This window comes from Hugonella massiliensis (assembly GCA_001486445.1).
In the GTDB taxonomy this organism is placed as follows: Bacteria; Actinomycetota; Coriobacteriia; order Coriobacteriales; family Eggerthellaceae; genus Hugonella; species Hugonella massiliensis.
The window spans coordinates 361,342-377,103 of sequence record LN908986.1; the positions used below are offsets into that span (position 1 = coordinate 361,342).

17 protein-coding genes are annotated in these 15,762 nt (G+C 65.5%); 1 reads left to right on the forward strand and 16 read right to left on the reverse strand.

Annotated features, from left to right (window positions below):
* Positions 1 to 52 precede the first annotated feature (52 nt).
* Genes BN3270_RS04080 through BN3270_RS04105 form a run of 6 tightly spaced genes read right to left on the reverse strand, consistent with a single transcriptional unit; the run spans position 53 to position 4,915 of the window.
* Positions 53 to 832, reverse strand: a complete 780-nt coding sequence (locus BN3270_RS04080; RefSeq protein WP_058985895.1) for a TIGR04282 family arsenosugar biosynthesis glycosyltransferase — start codon at positions 830 to 832, stop codon at positions 53 to 55.
* A complete protein-coding gene (locus tag BN3270_RS04085) occupies positions 829 to 1,512 on the reverse strand; it encodes a TIGR04283 family arsenosugar biosynthesis glycosyltransferase (protein WP_058985896.1) in 684 nt (227 codons plus the stop codon). The genes BN3270_RS04080 and BN3270_RS04085 overlap by 4 nt, the downstream gene beginning before the upstream one ends.
* A gap of 1 nt (position 1,513) precedes the next feature.
* Positions 1,514 to 2,287: a heterodisulfide reductase-related iron-sulfur binding cluster gene (locus BN3270_RS04090; protein WP_058985897.1), complete on the reverse strand. Its 774-nt coding sequence runs from the start codon at positions 2,285 to 2,287 to the stop codon at positions 1,514 to 1,516.
* Complete coding sequence (locus BN3270_RS04095) at positions 2,284 to 3,000, reverse strand: TVP38/TMEM64 family protein (RefSeq protein ID WP_058985898.1); 717 nt, start codon at positions 2,998 to 3,000, stop codon at positions 2,284 to 2,286. Before BN3270_RS04095 ends, BN3270_RS04090 begins: the two co-directional genes overlap by 4 nt.
* On the reverse strand, positions 2,972 to 4,162 hold the full coding sequence (locus tag BN3270_RS04100) for a TVP38/TMEM64 family protein (RefSeq protein WP_271711921.1): 1,191 nt from the start codon (positions 4,160 to 4,162) through the stop codon (positions 2,972 to 2,974). Before BN3270_RS04100 ends, BN3270_RS04095 begins: the two co-directional genes overlap by 29 nt.
* Positions 4,163 to 4,171: 9 nt before the next feature.
* Complete coding sequence (locus BN3270_RS04105) at positions 4,172 to 4,915, reverse strand: YdjY domain-containing protein (RefSeq protein ID WP_271711922.1); 744 nt, start codon at positions 4,913 to 4,915, stop codon at positions 4,172 to 4,174.
* Between the two features lie 227 nt (positions 4,916 to 5,142).
* Between BN3270_RS04105 and BN3270_RS04110 the strand changes: the two genes are divergently transcribed.
* Positions 5,143 to 6,075 carry a LysR family transcriptional regulator gene (locus BN3270_RS04110; protein WP_058985899.1) on the forward strand — a complete coding sequence of 311 codons (933 nt, stop codon included), beginning with the start codon at positions 5,143 to 5,145 and terminating at the stop codon, positions 6,073 to 6,075.
* Between the two features lie 23 nt (positions 6,076 to 6,098).
* On the opposite strand, the gene ruvB is transcribed toward BN3270_RS04110, so the two are convergent.
* The 10 genes from ruvB to sufB all read right to left on the reverse strand — a co-directional run bounded on the left by ruvB (position 6,099) and on the right by sufB (position 15,761).
* On the reverse strand, positions 6,099 to 7,166 hold the full coding sequence (ruvB, locus tag BN3270_RS04115; protein WP_058986792.1) for a Holliday junction branch migration DNA helicase RuvB: 1,068 nt from the start codon (positions 7,164 to 7,166) through the stop codon (positions 6,099 to 6,101).
* A gap of 27 nt (positions 7,167 to 7,193) precedes the next feature.
* The gene (ruvA, locus tag BN3270_RS04120) at positions 7,194 to 7,778 is read right to left on the reverse strand and encodes a Holliday junction branch migration protein RuvA (RefSeq protein ID WP_058985900.1); all 585 of its coding nucleotides are present in this window, start codon (positions 7,776 to 7,778) and stop codon (positions 7,194 to 7,196) included.
* Positions 7,775 to 8,284, reverse strand: a complete 510-nt coding sequence (gene ruvC / locus BN3270_RS04125) for a crossover junction endodeoxyribonuclease RuvC (RefSeq protein WP_058985901.1) — start codon at positions 8,282 to 8,284, stop codon at positions 7,775 to 7,777. Before ruvC ends, ruvA begins: the two co-directional genes overlap by 4 nt.
* 55 nt (positions 8,285 to 8,339) lie before the next feature.
* Entirely contained in the window at positions 8,340 to 8,741 is a 402-nt protein-coding gene (locus BN3270_RS04130; RefSeq protein ID WP_058985902.1) for a metal-dependent transcriptional regulator, read from the reverse strand.
* Between the two features lie 96 nt (positions 8,742 to 8,837).
* Positions 8,838 to 10,976 (reverse strand): ferrous iron transport protein B, encoded by a 2,139-nt coding sequence (gene feoB, locus BN3270_RS04135; protein ID WP_058985903.1) that lies wholly within the window; start codon positions 10,974 to 10,976, stop codon positions 8,838 to 8,840.
* Complete coding sequence (locus BN3270_RS04140) at positions 10,976 to 11,191, reverse strand: FeoA family protein (protein WP_058985904.1); 216 nt, start codon at positions 11,189 to 11,191, stop codon at positions 10,976 to 10,978. The genes feoB and BN3270_RS04140 overlap by 1 nt, the downstream gene beginning before the upstream one ends.
* Positions 11,192 to 11,439: 248 nt before the next feature.
* The gene (gene sufU, locus BN3270_RS04145) at positions 11,440 to 11,880 is read right to left on the reverse strand and encodes a Fe-S cluster assembly sulfur transfer protein SufU (RefSeq protein WP_058986793.1); all 441 of its coding nucleotides are present in this window, start codon (positions 11,878 to 11,880) and stop codon (positions 11,440 to 11,442) included.
* The gene (locus BN3270_RS04150; RefSeq protein ID WP_058985905.1) at positions 11,873 to 13,141 is read right to left on the reverse strand and encodes an aminotransferase class V-fold PLP-dependent enzyme; all 1,269 of its coding nucleotides are present in this window, start codon (positions 13,139 to 13,141) and stop codon (positions 11,873 to 11,875) included. The genes sufU and BN3270_RS04150 overlap by 8 nt, the downstream gene beginning before the upstream one ends.
* The gene (locus tag BN3270_RS04155; RefSeq protein WP_058985906.1) at positions 13,141 to 14,343 is read right to left on the reverse strand and encodes a SufB/SufD family protein; all 1,203 of its coding nucleotides are present in this window, start codon (positions 14,341 to 14,343) and stop codon (positions 13,141 to 13,143) included. Before BN3270_RS04155 ends, BN3270_RS04150 begins: the two co-directional genes overlap by 1 nt.
* Positions 14,343 to 15,761 (reverse strand): Fe-S cluster assembly protein SufB, encoded by a 1,419-nt coding sequence (gene sufB / locus BN3270_RS04160; protein WP_058985907.1) that lies wholly within the window; start codon positions 15,759 to 15,761, stop codon positions 14,343 to 14,345. The genes BN3270_RS04155 and sufB overlap by 1 nt, the downstream gene beginning before the upstream one ends.
* Position 15,762: the final 1 nt, after the last annotated feature.

The window sequence follows — 15,762 nt, forward strand, 5'->3', positions numbered from 1 at the left end:
TCCTTTCATCGATTGGATGAGGTCACATCGGTTCGCGCGGAAAGCGCGCCGTTCAGGCACTATGCGGGGGCGCCGGGGCCGGAGAGAAAGCGCGATAGGCCGGCAGCCGCTCGATACGCGCCAAATCGCTGGGCGTATCGACGTCGTCGCGGGTCGGCGCGAGGGCGACGCGGCGCCCGTGGGCGGCGCACGTGGCCAGGGCCTCCTGCAGCACCGACGCCGAGCCGTAGGACTTGCGGTCGAACAGCTGCGGGAAGGGCTCGTGCAGGCCCACGAGCCAGTAACCGCCGTCGGTGCTCGGGCCGAGCACCACATCGGCGGAGCGGGCGGCGTCGAGCGCGGCGACCAGGTCGGCGGGGCGCACCTCGGGCAGGTCGCTGCCCATGAGCAGGCAGGTGCCCGCCCCGCGGCCGAGTTCGTAGGCGAGGCTATCCTTCATGCGGGCGCCCAGGCCCGCACCGCGCTGCTCCCGCGCGCGAAAACCGCCGGCGTCGCGCCCCGCGTACGCGTCGGGGGAGGGGGAAGGAGAGGACGGGCAGGGAGAGAAGAAGGAAGAAGAGAAGGGGGGGGAAAGAGACAGGAAGAGGGGGAGAAGAGAGAGGGGGAGGAAGGAGACGCGGAGAGGAGCACCTTCAGGCGCGCGCCGCCATTCGTCGCCGTAGTGCACCGCCAGGTCGGCGGGCACGCAGGCGATGTGGCGGGCGCAGTCGCAGGCCATTTCCCACTGCAGGCGCGCACGGTCGTCCGGCGAAAGGGCGGGCGCAAGGCGCGTCTTTACCGCACCGGCCACCGGCACGCGCGTGAAGAGCACGATAACGGGTCGATCGGTCATGGGCGCCCCTTCCGCACGTCGGCGTAGCGCGCCGCCAGGTCTTCGATGGGCACGCCCGCCCGGTAGTCGCGGCGCAAACGGCGCATGAGAAAGGCCTGACGGTAGGGACCGCCCTGCTGGAAGCGCCGGGCGGACGTGAGCACGGGCTCCTTCAGACGGCAGGGCCTGCCCACCTGGGCGCGCAGCCGGCGCGAGAGCTCGTAGTCTTCCATGAGCGGCAGATCGGGCACGCCGCCCACCGCTTCGAGCACCGAGCGGCGAAAGAACATGGCCTGGTCGCCGAAGGCGATGCCCCACAGGGCCACGCGCATGTTCGACACCCAGGCGCCCGCCCGGTAGACGAGGGCGCCGTCGTCGAAGCGCAGGGTCAGGCAACCCCAGGGCGCACCCGCCCGAAGGGCGCGACGCACCGCGCAGATGCCCGCCCGGTCTATGCGGGCGTCGGCATGCAGCACGAGCAGCTCGTCGCCGGCGGCCCGGGCGACGCCTACGCGAATCTGGGCGCCCCTGCCCTTGGCGCCCTGCACCACCGTGCGCCCCGCGAGCAGGGAGAGCGTCGCATCGACGCTGCCACCGTCGGCGAACACGAGCTCGCAGTCGGGAGCGGCGGCGTCGATCATGGCAAGGAAACCTGGCAGAGCGCCTTCTTCGTTGTAGACGGGCACAACGATCGAAAGCACGCTAGCCCACCGCTTTCGGCTCGACCGCACGGTCGAAGCGGCGCCGCGCCCGGTTGGCCAGGGCGTGGGCGCAGTCGGGCGCCTCGTCGACGCCGAGCAGCACCGACACCGCATGGCGGCAGTTGCCGTAGCCGGCGCGGGCGAATTGCCCTGCGCACGACGCGCAATAGGTGTAGACGGTGCGATCGGCGGCCGCACCGAGAATGCGGTCGGTGCATGCCCTCACCACCTGCGGACCTTTCAGGGCCACATCGGGCCGTAGGCCGCAACAGCCCACGCCCTTAAGGGTCTCGACGGCGCCCATGTCGGCGAAATCGCGTACCAGGGCCTCGCCCTTCCGCGTGCCGCGGTCGGGGCAGGGAATGTGCAGGACGCCTTCGGGGAACACGGCGCCGGCGCCGACCCCCCACTCTTGCAGCAGCTCGACGACCGACACCACCGGCACGTCGATCCGCGGCCCCAGATAGGCTAGGCAGTTGGGGCACACCGTGGCCAACCGCTCCACGCCCAAATCGTCGAGCTTGCGCTTCACGCGGTCGACCGCGCGCGCGGCCGCCTTGCGCTCACCGTAGCCGTCGAGCGGATGGCCGCAGCAATCGAACGCCACGCCTACCCCGTGCGCGGTGCACAGGCGCTCGAGCGCGTCGGTCGTGCGGGGAAACTGCGAGGGAAACGAGCAGCCCGGAAACAGGAGCGTCGCGCACCGCGTGCGCGGATAGCGTCTGAACGGGTAGCGCCGCTTTTCGGCGACGCACACGAGTTTTGCCATGTTCATTCCAAATGGGCCTTTCGTTTGAGAACCGCCGCGATCGCCAAAGAGCCCGCGAGCAGCAGAGCCGCCACAGCGAAGCAGACCCCGGCATCGGCGCCGGCGGTGAAACCGGCAGCCGCCAGGGTGTACATGGCGGTACCGGGAAAGATGAAGATCCCCGAGTAGAGCGCGTAGGGCACGAACCCGATGTCGGTGATGCCGTAGGCGAAATTCTGCACGTTGTAGGGAAACAGCGGCACGAGCCGCGTGACCGCCAACAGGTAGACGTCGCTTTTGCCGGCCCCCTGGAACAGGAACCGGTCGAGCGTGGAGTTGCGCGCCAGCCGCGGGCCAATCGCATCCTTCAGGAAGTAGCGCCCCACCAGAAACGACAGGCAGGCGCCGATCGTCATCGACAGCCAGCACAGCACCGTGCCCAGCCAGGGACCGAACACCACGCCCGCCGCGATGGCGAAGGCGATGCCCGGCAGGGCGAGCACCACGCAGCCCACCACCGAGAGCGCCACGTAGGTGATCGCCGCCTCGACCGGATGGGCGGCGAGGGCGTCCTGCATGCGCGCCACGGCATCGGTGCCCATGAGGGTCTCCGACCAGCCGAAACGGGCGTTGAGAATCGCGAGCACGGCGATGAGCGCCACGAAGGCGGCCACGCGCGCCCAGGCGGGCGGGCGCGCAGCCTTCGATTCGCTATTCGGATTGCGCGGCTGCTTCGGCATGCGCCTTCTCCTGGCCGTCGTCTTCCATCAGGTCGGCGTGACGGTTCTTGAAGACCTGGCGCACAAGAACCACGAGCGCGAACAGGGCGAAAGCGACGAGCAGGCCCGTGACCACGGTCTTGGTGCTGCCGGTGAGCATGCCGCCCACGTAGGAGTAGACGATCGTGGCGGGCAGCTGGCCGATACCGGTGGCCACCATGAAGTCGACGAAGCCCATACCCGTAAGGCCGGCCGCGTAGCTCACGTAGTCGAACGACATGAAGGGCAGGAGGCGGCAGATGAGGATCGCGTTCTTGCCGTAGCGGTCGAAGAAGCGGTCGACGCTTTCGAGCGCCGTGTTCGACACGAAGTGGGCGACGGCATCGCGACCCAGGGCGCGCGCGATCCAGAAGCAGATCGCCGCGCCCGCCATGGCGCTCGTCCAGGACAGGATGGCGCCCTGCCACCAGCCGAACACGCCGGCATTGGCGAAGGTGATCAGGAAGGCGGGAATCGGGGCCGCCAAGCTCTGCAGGATCATGAGCAGGAAGGACACGACCGCCGCAGCCGCGCCGTAGGAGCGGATGAGATCGGCCACGGTGCCCACGTTACCCGAAGACAAGAGCGCGAAGATGCGGGTCATTTCCGCATGGATGGCCGGCACGCAGGACACCACGACGATAAGCACGGCGAGGACGGCGAAGGTTGCCCAGCGCGTGATCTTCTCGGTCTTCTTCAATCGGGCGGCGTCGGGGTCGGTTTCCACCTCGACGGGACGGGGATGGCGCAGCGCATCGATCGCGACGGCCGCGAACCCCACGACGATGAGCGCCACGAGAACGGCCTGCACCGTACCGAGCGGCAGCGTGTTCAGGTGAATGCCCTCGCGCACGAAGGCGGCGGGCGCCGTGAACAGGGCCTTGCTCGGGCCGAAGAACAGCAAACCGGCGAGCACCACGGTCGCCAGGCTCACCGCGGTGCCGCGGATGCCGATGCCGTATTCCTCCTTGCGGCCGCGCAGGCAGGATAGGAGCGCCAGCAGGATGAAGGAGCCGTAGAAGATGTATCCCGTGTTGAAGGCCATCTGCAGGCTCCACATGCCGTAGCACATGTACCCGATGGCGAGCGCCCACAGGAAGGCGTTGTAGATATAGGAGACGTTTTTCATGACCGCGTTGCCCATGCGAGCCCCTTACGCGCGCCTGAAGGTCACGACGACGCGCGTGCCGTCGGCAGGCAGGACGTCTTCGCGGCCGGTGAACATGGCGGTGCCGGTTTGGGTGGTACCGGTAGGCCAGTGGGCGTCGCTCACGATGCCGGTGGCGCAGGAGTCAAGGCAGAGGACGCAGCCCGTGTTGTTCTTCTTGGCGCTTTCGAGGTTGCCGCCGAAGCGGAAGTCGGGCGTGTAGTCGCCTGCGGTGCAGCTGACGGCCTTCACGAAAGGCATCTCGTCCTGACCGTCCCACTTGAGGGTCACGTCGAGCTTGTCGCCTTCGACGCTCTTGCCCTGGCCGGCCGGGGCCTTCATGTCTTCGGCCGTGAGGTTGTTGCCCGGCGTGAAGCCGGCGTCGACGAGCGCCTGATAAAACTCCTTCTCGTCTCCCAGACCGCGCAGGATGGCCTTCTCGCCGTTCGAGCCGCCCTGGTAGACGACACCGTGACGGGTGCCCTGGGTGAAGTAGACCGCATTGACCTCGGCCAGGTAGCGAACCTCGCCGGCGGCGGCGTCGACGACGATCGGGTTGCCTTCGGTGGGGTCCGCCGAGGCGCCGGCCGATTCCTGGGCGGAAGAGCTGGAAGCAGCGGAGGATCCGGAGCCCGACGAGCAGGCCGTAAGCGGCGCAAGTGCAACCGTGAGACCTGCTACGCCCAGGCCGGCCAGAAAGCGGCGGCGGCTCATATCGGTGCCGAAAGCAGAGAGAGTCTGAGAGTCCATAGGTTTCCCTTCAAAGAATGCGAGTGCGTGCGAGGGCGGCAGAAACGCCGACGCGAACCACGCGCCGCATGCAGAAGGGCGGCACGTATCCAAACGTCCCCAACTCTAGCCGTAATATTGCCACCAGCTAGATAGCATTCCCTGATACGGTTTTACCCAACTATCAGGATTCACTATAATTCGAGGTCGAATGACTAGGAGTTTTTCCCTAAAAGTTACGGTTCGCCATGGAATTTCGTCAGATTGAATCATTTGTCCGTCTTGCGGAATGCGAGAGCTTCTCGCGAGCCGCCCAGTCCCTGCACGTTTCGCAGCCCACGGTGAGCGCGCACATCGCGGCCCTCGAACGCGAGCTCGACACGGCGCTCGTCGTGCGCACCGCCAAACGCTTCGCCCTCACCGCCGAGGGGCGGGCCTTCCGCGAGCAAGCGCTCGCCATGCTCGCGTCGCGCGACAAGGCGCTCGCCATCGCCTCGAAGGGGAGGCGCCGACTCGTGATCGGAACGTCGTCGGCACCGGCGCGCGCCCATCTGCCCGGCCTGCTCGCCTCCTACCATCGCGCCCAGCCCGATATGCGCGTGTGCGTCGAGGAATGCGACAGCATGCGCGTGATCGCGCAGGTGGAATCAGGCGAAGTCGACATCGGGCTCGCGGGAGCCGAAGACCCTCAGAGCCCCTGCTCCTTCACCCCCTTCGCGACCGACGAGCTCGTGGTGGCCGCCCCCAACACGCCGCGCTATCGGGCCCTGCTGCGGTCGGGCGCGCACGCGCAGACCCTGCTCGACGAGCCTTTCCTCGTGCGCAGCACCACATCGGGCACGCAGACCCAAGCCCAGCGCCTGCTGCGGATGCTCGGCCGCGAATTGGATTCGCTGAACGTGGTAGCGCAGATCGACGATGCGGAGACGATGCGTTCCTGCATCGCCGAGGGGCTCGGCGTGGGCGTGCTGTCGCGCAGCGTGGTGAGCATCTCGGGGAAGGGAAACCGCCTCCTCTGCTTTTCGGCGCCGGGCGGCGGCTATTGGCGCAAGCTCTACCTGGTCGAGATGCCCGGTCGCTACCAATCGCAGGCGCAGAGGGCGTTTTCGCAGATTGTGCACAGCGCGGCCGATGCCCGCAGGGGCGCCGCCGACGGAAAAGAGGCCGCGGCCGGCGCCTGACCCGGCAAAGCCGCGCCCCGGGTTCAGACGAGGTCTTCGGGCGCCTGCATCCCCAGATGATAGTAGGCGCGCGCCGTGGCCTGACGGCCCTTGGGCGTGCGGACAATCAGCCCCTGCTGCATGAGATAGGGCTCGTAGACGTCTTCGAGCGAATCGGGGTCTTCCGAAAGCGCCGAGGCCAGGGTGGATAAGCCCACCGGCCGGCCCCCGAACTGGTCGCAGAGCAGCTCGAGGATGCGGTTGTCAACGGCGTCGAGCCCGAGCGAATCGACCTCGAAGAAGCTCAGGGCCTGCGCGGCGACGTCCTCGTCGACGAAGCCGTTGCCCTCAACCTGCGCCCAGTCGCGCACACGCTTGAGCAAGCGGTTGGCCAGGCGCGGCGTGCCGCGGCTGCGGCGGGCGATTTCGAGCGCGCCTTCGCGGTCGATGGCCACGTCGAGAATCTGGGCCGACCGAATGACGATATCGGCAAGCTCTTCGGGCGTGTAGTAGTTAAGGCGGAAGAGCACGCCGAAGCGATCGCGCAGGGGCCCGGTGAGCAGACCCGTACGCGTCGTTGCCCCGATGAGCGTGAAGCGCGGTAGCTCGAGGCGGATCGAACGAGCAGCCGGGCCCTTCCCCACCACGATGTCGAGCGCGTAATCTTCCAAGGCCGGGTAGAGCACCTCTTCGACGCTGCGGTTCAAGCGATGGATTTCGTCGATGAAGAGAACGTCGCCGTCTTCCAGATTGGTGAGAATCGCCGCCAAGTCGCCCGTGCGCGCGATGGCCGGGCCGCTTGTCGTTTTGATCTTGGCACCCATTTCGTTGGCCACCACGGTGGCGAGGGTCGTTTTTCCCAAGCCCGGAGGGCCCGAAAACAGGATATGGTCGACCACGTCGTCGCGCTGACGGGCCGCCTCGATCAGGATGCGCAGGCTGTCCTTGATCTTCGTCTGCCCCAGATAGTCGTTGAGGAATTTGGGGCGCAGGCTGCGATCGAGCGCAAGGTCATCTTCGGTGAGCTCGACCGACGCCATGCGCGACGCCGGGTCGACTGGCCGCGCACCGCGTTCGGCACCCGCATCGCTCTGGGATGCGTCGAAGATCATCCCCTCGATATGCACGCCTTCGGCCACTTACTTCCCCAATCGTTTGAGAGCGTATTGCAACAACGCCGCTTCGTCTGCGCCCGCGCCGGCGCCCTTGAGGGCGACTTCGGCTTCGGCGGACGAAAAGCCCATGGCAAGCAGGTCTTCGGTCGCGGCCTTCACGGCCTGGGCGTTGCCGGCGGCGAACAGGTTGTCCTGCTGCTGCGAGGCCGATTCGAGCGTGCCCTGCAGCTCGAGAATGATGCGCTGAGCCGTTTTCTTGCCGATGCCGGGAATGCGCGACACCGCGGTGGTATCGCTCGCAATGATAGCATTCGAAAGCGCTTCGGTCGTGTAGGACGAAAGCGCCGCGAGGGCCACCTTGGGCCCCACGCCCGACACGCTGATCAGCCGTTCGAACAGGGCTTTTTCGGCCATGTTGGCGAACCCGTAGAGGGTGAGCGCATCTTCGCGCACGAGCAGGTAGGTATAGATCTGCACTGCTTCGCCCACCGCAGGCATGCTCGACAGCGAATGGGCCGACATGCCCACCGCATAGCCCACGCCGCCCACGTCGATAACAACGGCGCTTTCGGTCTTCGCCGCCAGGCGGCCTTTGAGGAATGCGATCATGCGGGCACCCCGCTTCCTGCCAGCACGTTGTCGTGCGTGGCGTAGCAAATGGCGGCGGCAAGGGCGTCTGCCGAATGGTCGGGGTGCGGCACCTCCGCCAGGCCGAGCACCTGCGCAACCATATACTGCACCTGTTCCTTGCTCGCGTCGCCCGTTCCCACCACGGCCATCTTGATTTGGCTGGGCGTGAATTCCCCTACCGAAAGGCCGCCGGCGGCGGCCGCCACAAGGGCAGCCCCACGGGCTTGACCCGTTTTGAAGGCCGCCGACACGTTGTTGCCGAACCACACCGTTTCGATGCCCAAGCAGGTGGGCTCGAACCGCTTCACCACGGCGTCGATCTGCTCGAAGATCTTTAACAGGCGTTGGGACAGGTCGTGTTCGGCCGGCGTGGAAATGCAGCCGTAGGCGCGGCAGGACAGGCGCGGCCCGTTCTGCGAGACGATGCCCCAGCCGGTGTTGGCCAGGCCGGGGTCGATCCCCATGATGATGCGCCGCTGTGCCATGCCACCCCCTTGCTTTCGCTCTTATACAAACACTTGTTCGAATAATAGCACAGGCCTAGAGGTTGAGCCCCTCTACATAGGATGCGAACTTTTCGTAGGTGTTGTCGCTGAGGTCGTGCTCGATAAGATGCGCCTCCCGTTCCGCCGTTTCGGAATCGACCCCCAGCGCCTTTTCGAGAAAGTTTCGCATCAGACGGTGGTGGGCGAGTACGCGGCTTCCGTAGGCAAAGCCCTGATCGGTGAGCGTGATGGCCCCGTAGAAGGGCTGGTCGACCATGCCGGCCGCCTTCAGGCTCGCCATCGCCTTCGATACCGACGCCTTCGAAACCCCCATGTGGGCGGCGATATCGACCGACCGCACCGACTGCGCGACGGTCCCACCCAACTGCACGATAGTTTCCAGGTAGTCTTCGCTCGATTCTGAAAGCACGGGGCGCACGGTACGATGCTTGTCCATCGGTTCTCCCTTCACGTCTTTTCAGCATCTTCGACGGCGCGCAGGCCCCCTCTTCGCCCGCGCGCCGCCTCTTCCGGTTTGGGCCCTACGCGGGGCCTAGAGCCCCACCGCCAGGGCGAAGTGATAGGCGATGAAGGCGCACACCCAGGCCACGGCGAAGCCGTAGCCGGCCTGGGCCGCCGTCCACTTCCGCGAATTGCTCTCGCGGCGCAGCGTGGCCACCGTGGCCAGGCAGGGCAGGTACAAAAGCGAGAACACCATGAAGGCGAAGGCGCCCGCACCCGTGAAGCCCAGAGACGCAAGGGCGGCCTGCGTGAGGCCCGACTCCCCCGCGTCCGTCACGCTGTTGGCAAGCACGCCCAAGGTGCCCGCCACGCTTTCCTTGGCCGCGAAACCGGTGATGAGGGCCACGGCGGCAGGCCAGATACCGAACCCGAGCGGGGCGAACAGAGGGGCCACCGCCCCGCCGGCAAGAGCGAGCAGGGAATCTTCGATATCGACCATGCCGAATGCCCCGTCGTGGATGCCGAAGGAACTCGCGAACCAAATCACCACCGACATGGCGAAGATAATCGTGCCGGCGCGCTGCAGGTAGTCTTTGATGGTCGCCCACAGAGCCAAACCCAGCGAGCGCATATGCGGGGCGCGGTAGCGCGGCAGCTCGATGATGAGCGGCGTCGTTTCGCCCTTGAACACGAAGGTCTTCAAAAGCCAACCGGTGAAGATGGCCACCAGGATGCCGAGCACGTAGAGCCCCATGACCACCACGTCGGCCTTGCCGGGGAAGAAGGCGCCGGCGAACACGAGGAAAACCGTCGCTCTGGCCCCACAGGACATGAAGGGCACCAGGAAGAGGGTGATCTTGCGGTCGGTCTCGCTTTCCATCGTACGGCAGGCCATCATGGCGGGAACGTTGCAGCCGAAGCCCATGAGCATGGGCACGAAACTCTTGCCCGACAGGCCGAAGGGGCGCATGGCCCGGTCCATGATGAAGGCGGCGCGCGACATGTAACCCACGTCCTCCAGCAGCGTGAGGAAGAAGAAAAGCACGCAAATCTGGGGCAGGAAGGACACCACCGCGCCCACACCGCCGCAGATGCCGTTGATCACCAAGCCGTAGAGCCAGGTATCGGGCACAAAGAGGGGCCCGATACCAGCGGTGATTGCGTCCATAAGCTGCTGGGCAAGCCCCTGCAACCAGACACCTGGGCTGGGAACGGGGTCGAGCCCGAAGACCGAAAGCCCCAGGAAGTCTTCCGAAAAGGTGAGGTGGAACATGAAGAACATCACGAGCAAGAACAGGGGGATGCCCAAAAACCGGTTCGTGACGATGCGGTCGATCTTGTCGGAGCGGTTGAGTTCGCCGGCTTTGCGGCCGCGCGTCACCGACGCCTTCACTACCTCCTTGATGAAGGCATAGCGCCGGTTGGCGTTTTCGGTTTCCTGCTCTTCGGTGAGGGGCTCATCGCCTACCTGCTGGTAGACCATGGGGCCCTTGTAGTGGTTATGGTACTTGTAGGCCGAGATGAGGGCATTGGTGCGCCCCTTTTCGTCGGTGTGGTGGTCGAGCCGGTGCTCTTCGGGGTCTTCGATGTCCTGGAAGCCGTGACCGTGCTCTTCCTCTCCTTCGTGGAAGGGACTCGTGGATTCGTATTCCACCGCGTCCATGAGCTTGTGGGCGCCGGCCGTGTGCATGAGCTCGATCACGCCTTCGCCGGTGACCGCCGTGATGGGCAGGACGGGCACGCCCAACCGGCGCGAGAGCTCCTTGGTGTCGATGATGTCGCCGGCGGCGCGGGCTTCGTCCATCATGTTGACGGCCACGACGAGCGGCACGCCGAGTTCGGCGATCTGGCAGGTCAGGAAGAGGTTGCGCTCGACGTTGGTGGCTTCGACGATGTCGATGACGACGTCGGGGCGCTCGTCGATGATGAAGGCGCGCGAAACCCGCTCTTCGATCGAATAGCTCGTGAGCGAGTAGATGCCGGGCAGATCGACGATGTCGGCGTCGCCGTATTCGGGACGCAAGGTGCCGATCTTCTTTTCCACGGTGACGCCCGGCCAGTTGCCCACGTGCTGGTTGGTGCCGGTGAGCTCGTTGAAGAGAGTCGTCTTGCCGCAGTTGGGATTGCCGATGAGGGCGAAGGTCTTACGGGCGCGGTCGGGTTTGCCTAAGGGAACTTGAGACGATTTGACGGTGCGGATGTCGACGTCGGTGTCGCAGCAGTTGGCCATTAGTCGCTCACCTCCATCGTGTCGGCGACGGCCTTGCACAAGGCCAGCCGCGACCCTTTGATTTCCAAGATGAGGCCCGCCCAGCTCGACGAGAGCACGTCGACGCGCTCCCCCTCGACCAGGCCGAGGGAATCGAGGCGTGCCCGCGTGGGACCCGTCGAATGACAGGCAGTGATGGTATGCGACGTACCCGCCGCTGCTTTGCTGAGAATCACGTGTGCTCCTTAGCGCGCCGATGCGCGCATCTAGCTTTTCGTCCCCTACCCTAGGAGAAAAGTTGCGTGCTTGCAACTGTTTGGAGCAACTATCGGCCGTTTGGAGTAGTTTGCCCCCTCTCGCTTCACAAAGAGGGTCTGCGGCGCGCATTCCCGCTCCACAAAACCGCCCGTGCACGCCCCTCGCGCCAGCAACGCAAAAGGGCGGGCCGAAGCCCGCCCGTGCGAAAGCGAATTGCGCCCGTGCCCTACTTGCCTTCGGCGGCCAGACGCTCGTCGAGCATCGTCATGGCCGTGCGCCAGCCCAACTCGGCGCACTTCACGCGCGCCGGCATGAGCGAGATGCCCTTCAGCTGAGCCGCTTCGCCCAGTTCTTCCAGCTCGGCGTCGTCGGTGACCTCGCCGCGAATCATCTTCAGGAACAGATCGCACAGATGACGGGCATTATCGGCCGTCTCGTCGGTAATCAGATCGGCCATAATGTCGGCAGAAGCCTGGCTTACCGCGCATCCGTGCCCAGTGAAGGCGGCCTCTTCGATCACATCGCCGTTGAGCTTGAGCGACAGCACGATGTCGTCGCCGCAGCTGGGGTTCACGCCTTCGTGCTGGAGCGTGGGGTCGTCCATCTCGTACTTGTAATCGGGATGGGCGTTATGCTCCATCAGGGCGGTGTTGTAGATGTTATTCAGCTCCATTGAACATCTCCCAAACCTTTTTCAAGCCATCGACGAGGTTGTCGATGTCCTGCTCGTCGTTGTAGACGGCCACCGACGCGCGGCAGCAGCTTTCGATACCCATCCAGGCCAGCAAGGGCTGCGCGCAATGGTGACCGGCGCGGATGGCCACGTCGTAGGAGTCGAGGATGCTCGCCACGTCGTGCGGATGGATGCCACACACGTTGAACGATACCACGGCCACGTGGTCGTTGGGGTTGCTCGGCCCGATGAGGCGGATGAAAGGCAGGTCGCCGAGCTTGCGGGCCAAATCGGCCACGAGCGCGCGCTCGCGCGCCTCGAGGTTCTCGCGCTTCACGGCGCGCATGTAGTCGACCGCAGCGCCCAGGCCCGCGATGCCGGCGGCGTCCTGCGTGCCGGCTTCGAACTTCTGCGGCACCGGCGCGCAACCGAAGCTGTCTTCGGTCACCCAGTCGATCATCTCGCCGCCGGTGAGGAAGGGCGGCATCTTCTCGAGCAGGTCCTTCTTCGCCCACAGCACGCCGATGCCCATGGGACCGAACATCTTATGGGCCGAAAACGCCAGGGCGTCGCAGCCGAGTTCCTGCACGTTGACGCCCATGTGGGGCACGCTCTGCGCGCCGTCGACGAAGCAGAGGGCGCCCACCGCGTGCGCGCGCTTGGCGATATCCTTCACGGGGTTCTCTACGCCGAGCACGTTGCTCACCTGCGTGACCGACACGATCTTGGTGCGGCGGGTGATCTTCGCTTCGATTTCCTCGGCCGTGAGCTTGCAGTCTTCGTTGGGGCGCATGAAGACGAGCTTGGCACCCGTTTCGCGGCACACCTGCTGCCAGGGCAGGATGTTACTGTGGTGCTCCATGATCGTGATGCAGACTTCGTCGCCCGGGCCCAGGATGGAGCGGCCGAGCGATAGCGCAAGTAGGTTGAGCGATTCCGTCGCATTGCGGGTGAACACGATGCCCTGCGACAAGGGGGCGCCGATGAAGTCGGCTACCTTGCGGCGAACCTTGTCGATCGCTTCGGTCGCTTCGACCGAAAGCTTGTAGAGGCCGCGCAGGGGGTTGCTGTTCAGGCGCTCGTAGAAGTCGCGCTGGGCGTCGAGCACCACCGTGGGACGCTGCGCCGTGGCGGCGCTGTCCAAGAACGTGAGGTGCGGGTTGTTGGCCAGCAGCGGGAAATCATTCTTGTAGGGGTTTTCGGCGAGGTCGACCGCTTCGATTGCCTCGCGCGTGGCTTTGGGGGCCTCTGCCATTATTCTTCTCCTTCCAGATGCGCCCCAGCCTCGCGGCCGATGACGCGCTGAGCCAGGCGGTTGACGCCCGCTGCCGCACGTTCGTCGAACGCGTGGACGGCGGCGTAATCGAATTGAGCGCCCACGAACAGGGCCTCGACCTGGGCTTCGGAAAGCCCGCGGGCCTCGAGGTATTCCAGCTGTTCGGGATTCACGTGGCCGATCGACGCCCCGTGGTCGCCCTGCACGTCGTCTTCGTCGCACAGAAGCACCGGCATGGTCTTGTTGCGCACCTTGTCGTTGGCCAGAAGCACCGTGTCGCGTTCGTGGCCCACGGCTCCCTTGCAGCCGTGGATGAAGTCGATCGTGCCGCGCAGGATCTTGCTCGACGCGTCGGCCAAAGACCCGTTGGCATCAAGGTTGCTCTTGGTGGCCTTGCCGCGCTGGCGAATGATGTAGTTGAAATCAAGGTTGTTTTCGCCATGGCCCAGGTAGTGGGTGTCGATGTCGACCGCCGACTCGTCGCCGTCGAGCGCGAAGGCCGTGCCCACCAGACTGCGGCGGGCGCCGAGCTCGGTCTGCGTGAGGGAGGCATGCGCCCCGGCGCCGAGCAGGGCCGCCGTGTTTTCCAGGTAGGTGTAGCCGTCGTCGAGGGTCTGCAGTAGGACAAGCGAGAGGTGGGCGCCCGCGCCCACAAGGGCACGGACCGCGAAGCCCGCCACGCCCGTACCGCCCGCAGGCGAATCGACCTGAGCGAAGACGGTGGCACGCGCTCCTTCGCGCACGACGATGTCGAGCGCGCACACACTCGCCGCGCCGTCTTGGGCGTCGACGTGCACGACCACCGGGTCGGGCTCTTCGCCGGCCGCCACGTCGACCAGGACGCGTTCGGCCGTATGGGCGGCAAGCCAGGCTTCGGCTTCGGCCCCCATGCCGCTCTCGAAGTGACCCGCGGGGTCGGCTTCGGCGAGCGCCGCGTCGAAGGGCTCGGATTCGGCGCCCCACACCGCATCGCCCGACGCGACTTCCACGGCCGTGCGGGAGGCCGCAGGCAGAGCGGGCAGGTTGGCCGCGACTTCGTTGATCTTCAGCTTGTGCCAGGTGATGGCGGGAGGCCTGTTCACCATGATCGTGCGGGCGCCCTCGTTCACCGCGAGCGCCGCCACTTCGGCAGGCGTCATCTGGGGGCGCCAGGCCGTATGCGTTTCGGTTGCAGCAGTCATTAGCCGATCGCCCCTTCCATGCCTTCCATTTCCAGCTTGATGAGGTTGTTCATTTCCACCGCGTATTCCAGAGGCAGTTCCTTGGACACGGGGTTGGCGAAGCCGTTCACGATCATCGTAGAGGCTTCCTCTTCGGAAATGCCGCGGCTCATGAGGTAGAACATCATGTCGTCGCCGATGCGGCCGATGCTGGCCTCGTGGCCCACGTTGCAGTTCTTGGCGCGGACGTCCATGGCGGGAATGGTGTCGGACCGGCTTTCGTCGTCGAGCATGAGGTTGGCGCAGGACACGTAGACGTCGGAGTCTTCGGCCTTTTCGGTCACCAGCACGCTCGAGCGGAAGGTCTGGATGCCGCCGGCCTTCGAAATGCCCTTGGTGTCGATGCGGGCGCTCGTGCGCGGAGCGTTAAGCACCACCTTGCAGCCCGTATCGAGGTTCTGCGTGGCGCCCGAGAAGGTCACGCCGGTGAACTCGCAGGTGGAATCGGCGCCGTTCAGGATGCTCATAGGATAGAGGTAGCCCACATGGCTGCCAAAGGACCCGCTCACCCATTCGATCGAGCCGCCGTCGTCGACGATGGCGCGCTTGGTGTTGAGGTTGTACATGTTCTTCGACCAGTTTTCGATCGTGGAGTAGCGCATGTGCGCGTTCTTGCCCACGAACAGCTCGACTGCGCCCGCATGGAGGTTGGCCACGTTGTACTTAGGCGCCGAGCATCCCTCGATGAAGTGCAGGTCGGCGCCGTCTTCGACGATGATGAGCGTGTGCTCGAACTGGCCGGCGCCCTTGGCGTTCAAGCGGAAGTAGCTCTGCAGGGGGAACTCCATATGCACGCCCTTGGGGACGTAGACGAAGGAGCCGCCCGACCATACCGCGCCGTGCAGGGCCGCGAACTTGTGGTCCTGGGGCGTGATGAGCTTCATGAAATGGTCGTGGATGAGCTCTTCATAGGGGCCGTGCAGGGCCTCTTCGATGCCCGAGTAGACGACGCCCTGCTTGCTCGCGCTCTCCTGGATGTTGTGGTAGACGAGCTCGGAGTCGTACTGGGCGCCCACGCCGGCCAGGTAGGCCCGTTCGGCCTGGGGGATGCCCAAGCGCTCGAAGGTGTCTTTGATGTCGTCGGGTACGCTTTCCCAATCGGACTTCTGTTCCGTGGGCGGCTTCACGTAGGTGACGATATGGTCCATATCGAGGCCGTCGATGGAGGGGCCCCAATCGGGGATGGGCAGCGAATGGTAGATTTCGAGAGACTTCAAGCGCAAGTCGAGCATCCACTGAGGCTCGTCCTTCTTCGCCGAAATCTCACGCACGATGTCGGGAGTCAGGCCCGCGTCGAGGCGCTCGTAGCCCTCTTCGCTCTTCACGAAGTCATAGAGGCTGCGGTCGACTTCGGTGACCTGCTGCTTTTCGGCGGCCATC

Coding starts and splice junctions, on each gene's coding strand:
- BN3270_RS04095 (WP_058985898.1), bottom strand. CDS start 3,000: ATGCCGAAGCAGCCGCGCAATCCGAATAGCGAATCGAAGGCTGCGCGC.
- BN3270_RS04105 (WP_271711922.1), bottom strand. CDS start 4,915: ATGGACTCTCAGACTCTCTCTGCTTTCGGCACCGATATGAGCCGCCGC.
- BN3270_RS04100 (WP_271711921.1), bottom strand. CDS start 4,162: ATGGGCAACGCGGTCATGAAAAACGTCTCCTATATCTACAACGCCTTC.
- BN3270_RS04090 (WP_058985897.1), bottom strand. CDS start 2,287: ATGAACATGGCAAAACTCGTGTGCGTCGCCGAAAAGCGGCGCTACCCG.
- BN3270_RS04155 (WP_058985906.1), bottom strand. CDS start 14,343: ATGACTGCTGCAACCGAAACGCATACGGCCTGGCGCCCCCAGATGACG.
- BN3270_RS04110 (WP_058985899.1), top strand. CDS start 5,143: ATGGAATTTCGTCAGATTGAATCATTTGTCCGTCTTGCGGAATGCGAG.
- sufB (WP_058985907.1), bottom strand. CDS start 15,761: ATGGCCGCCGAAAAGCAGCAGGTCACCGAAGTCGACCGCAGCCTCTAT.
- BN3270_RS04150 (WP_058985905.1), bottom strand. CDS start 13,141: ATGGCAGAGGCCCCCAAAGCCACGCGCGAGGCAATCGAAGCGGTCGAC.
- feoB (WP_058985903.1), bottom strand. CDS start 10,976: ATGGCCAACTGCTGCGACACCGACGTCGACATCCGCACCGTCAAATCG.
- ruvA (WP_058985900.1), bottom strand. CDS start 7,778: ATGATCGCATTCCTCAAAGGCCGCCTGGCGGCGAAGACCGAAAGCGCC.
- BN3270_RS04080 (WP_058985895.1), bottom strand. CDS start 832: ATGACCGATCGACCCGTTATCGTGCTCTTCACGCGCGTGCCGGTGGCC.
- BN3270_RS04130 (WP_058985902.1), bottom strand. CDS start 8,741: ATGGACAAGCATCGTACCGTGCGCCCCGTGCTTTCAGAATCGAGCGAA.
- ruvB (WP_058986792.1), bottom strand. CDS start 7,166: ATGATCTTCGACGCATCCCAGAGCGATGCGGGTGCCGAACGCGGTGCG.
- ruvC (WP_058985901.1), bottom strand. CDS start 8,284: ATGGCACAGCGGCGCATCATCATGGGGATCGACCCCGGCCTGGCCAAC.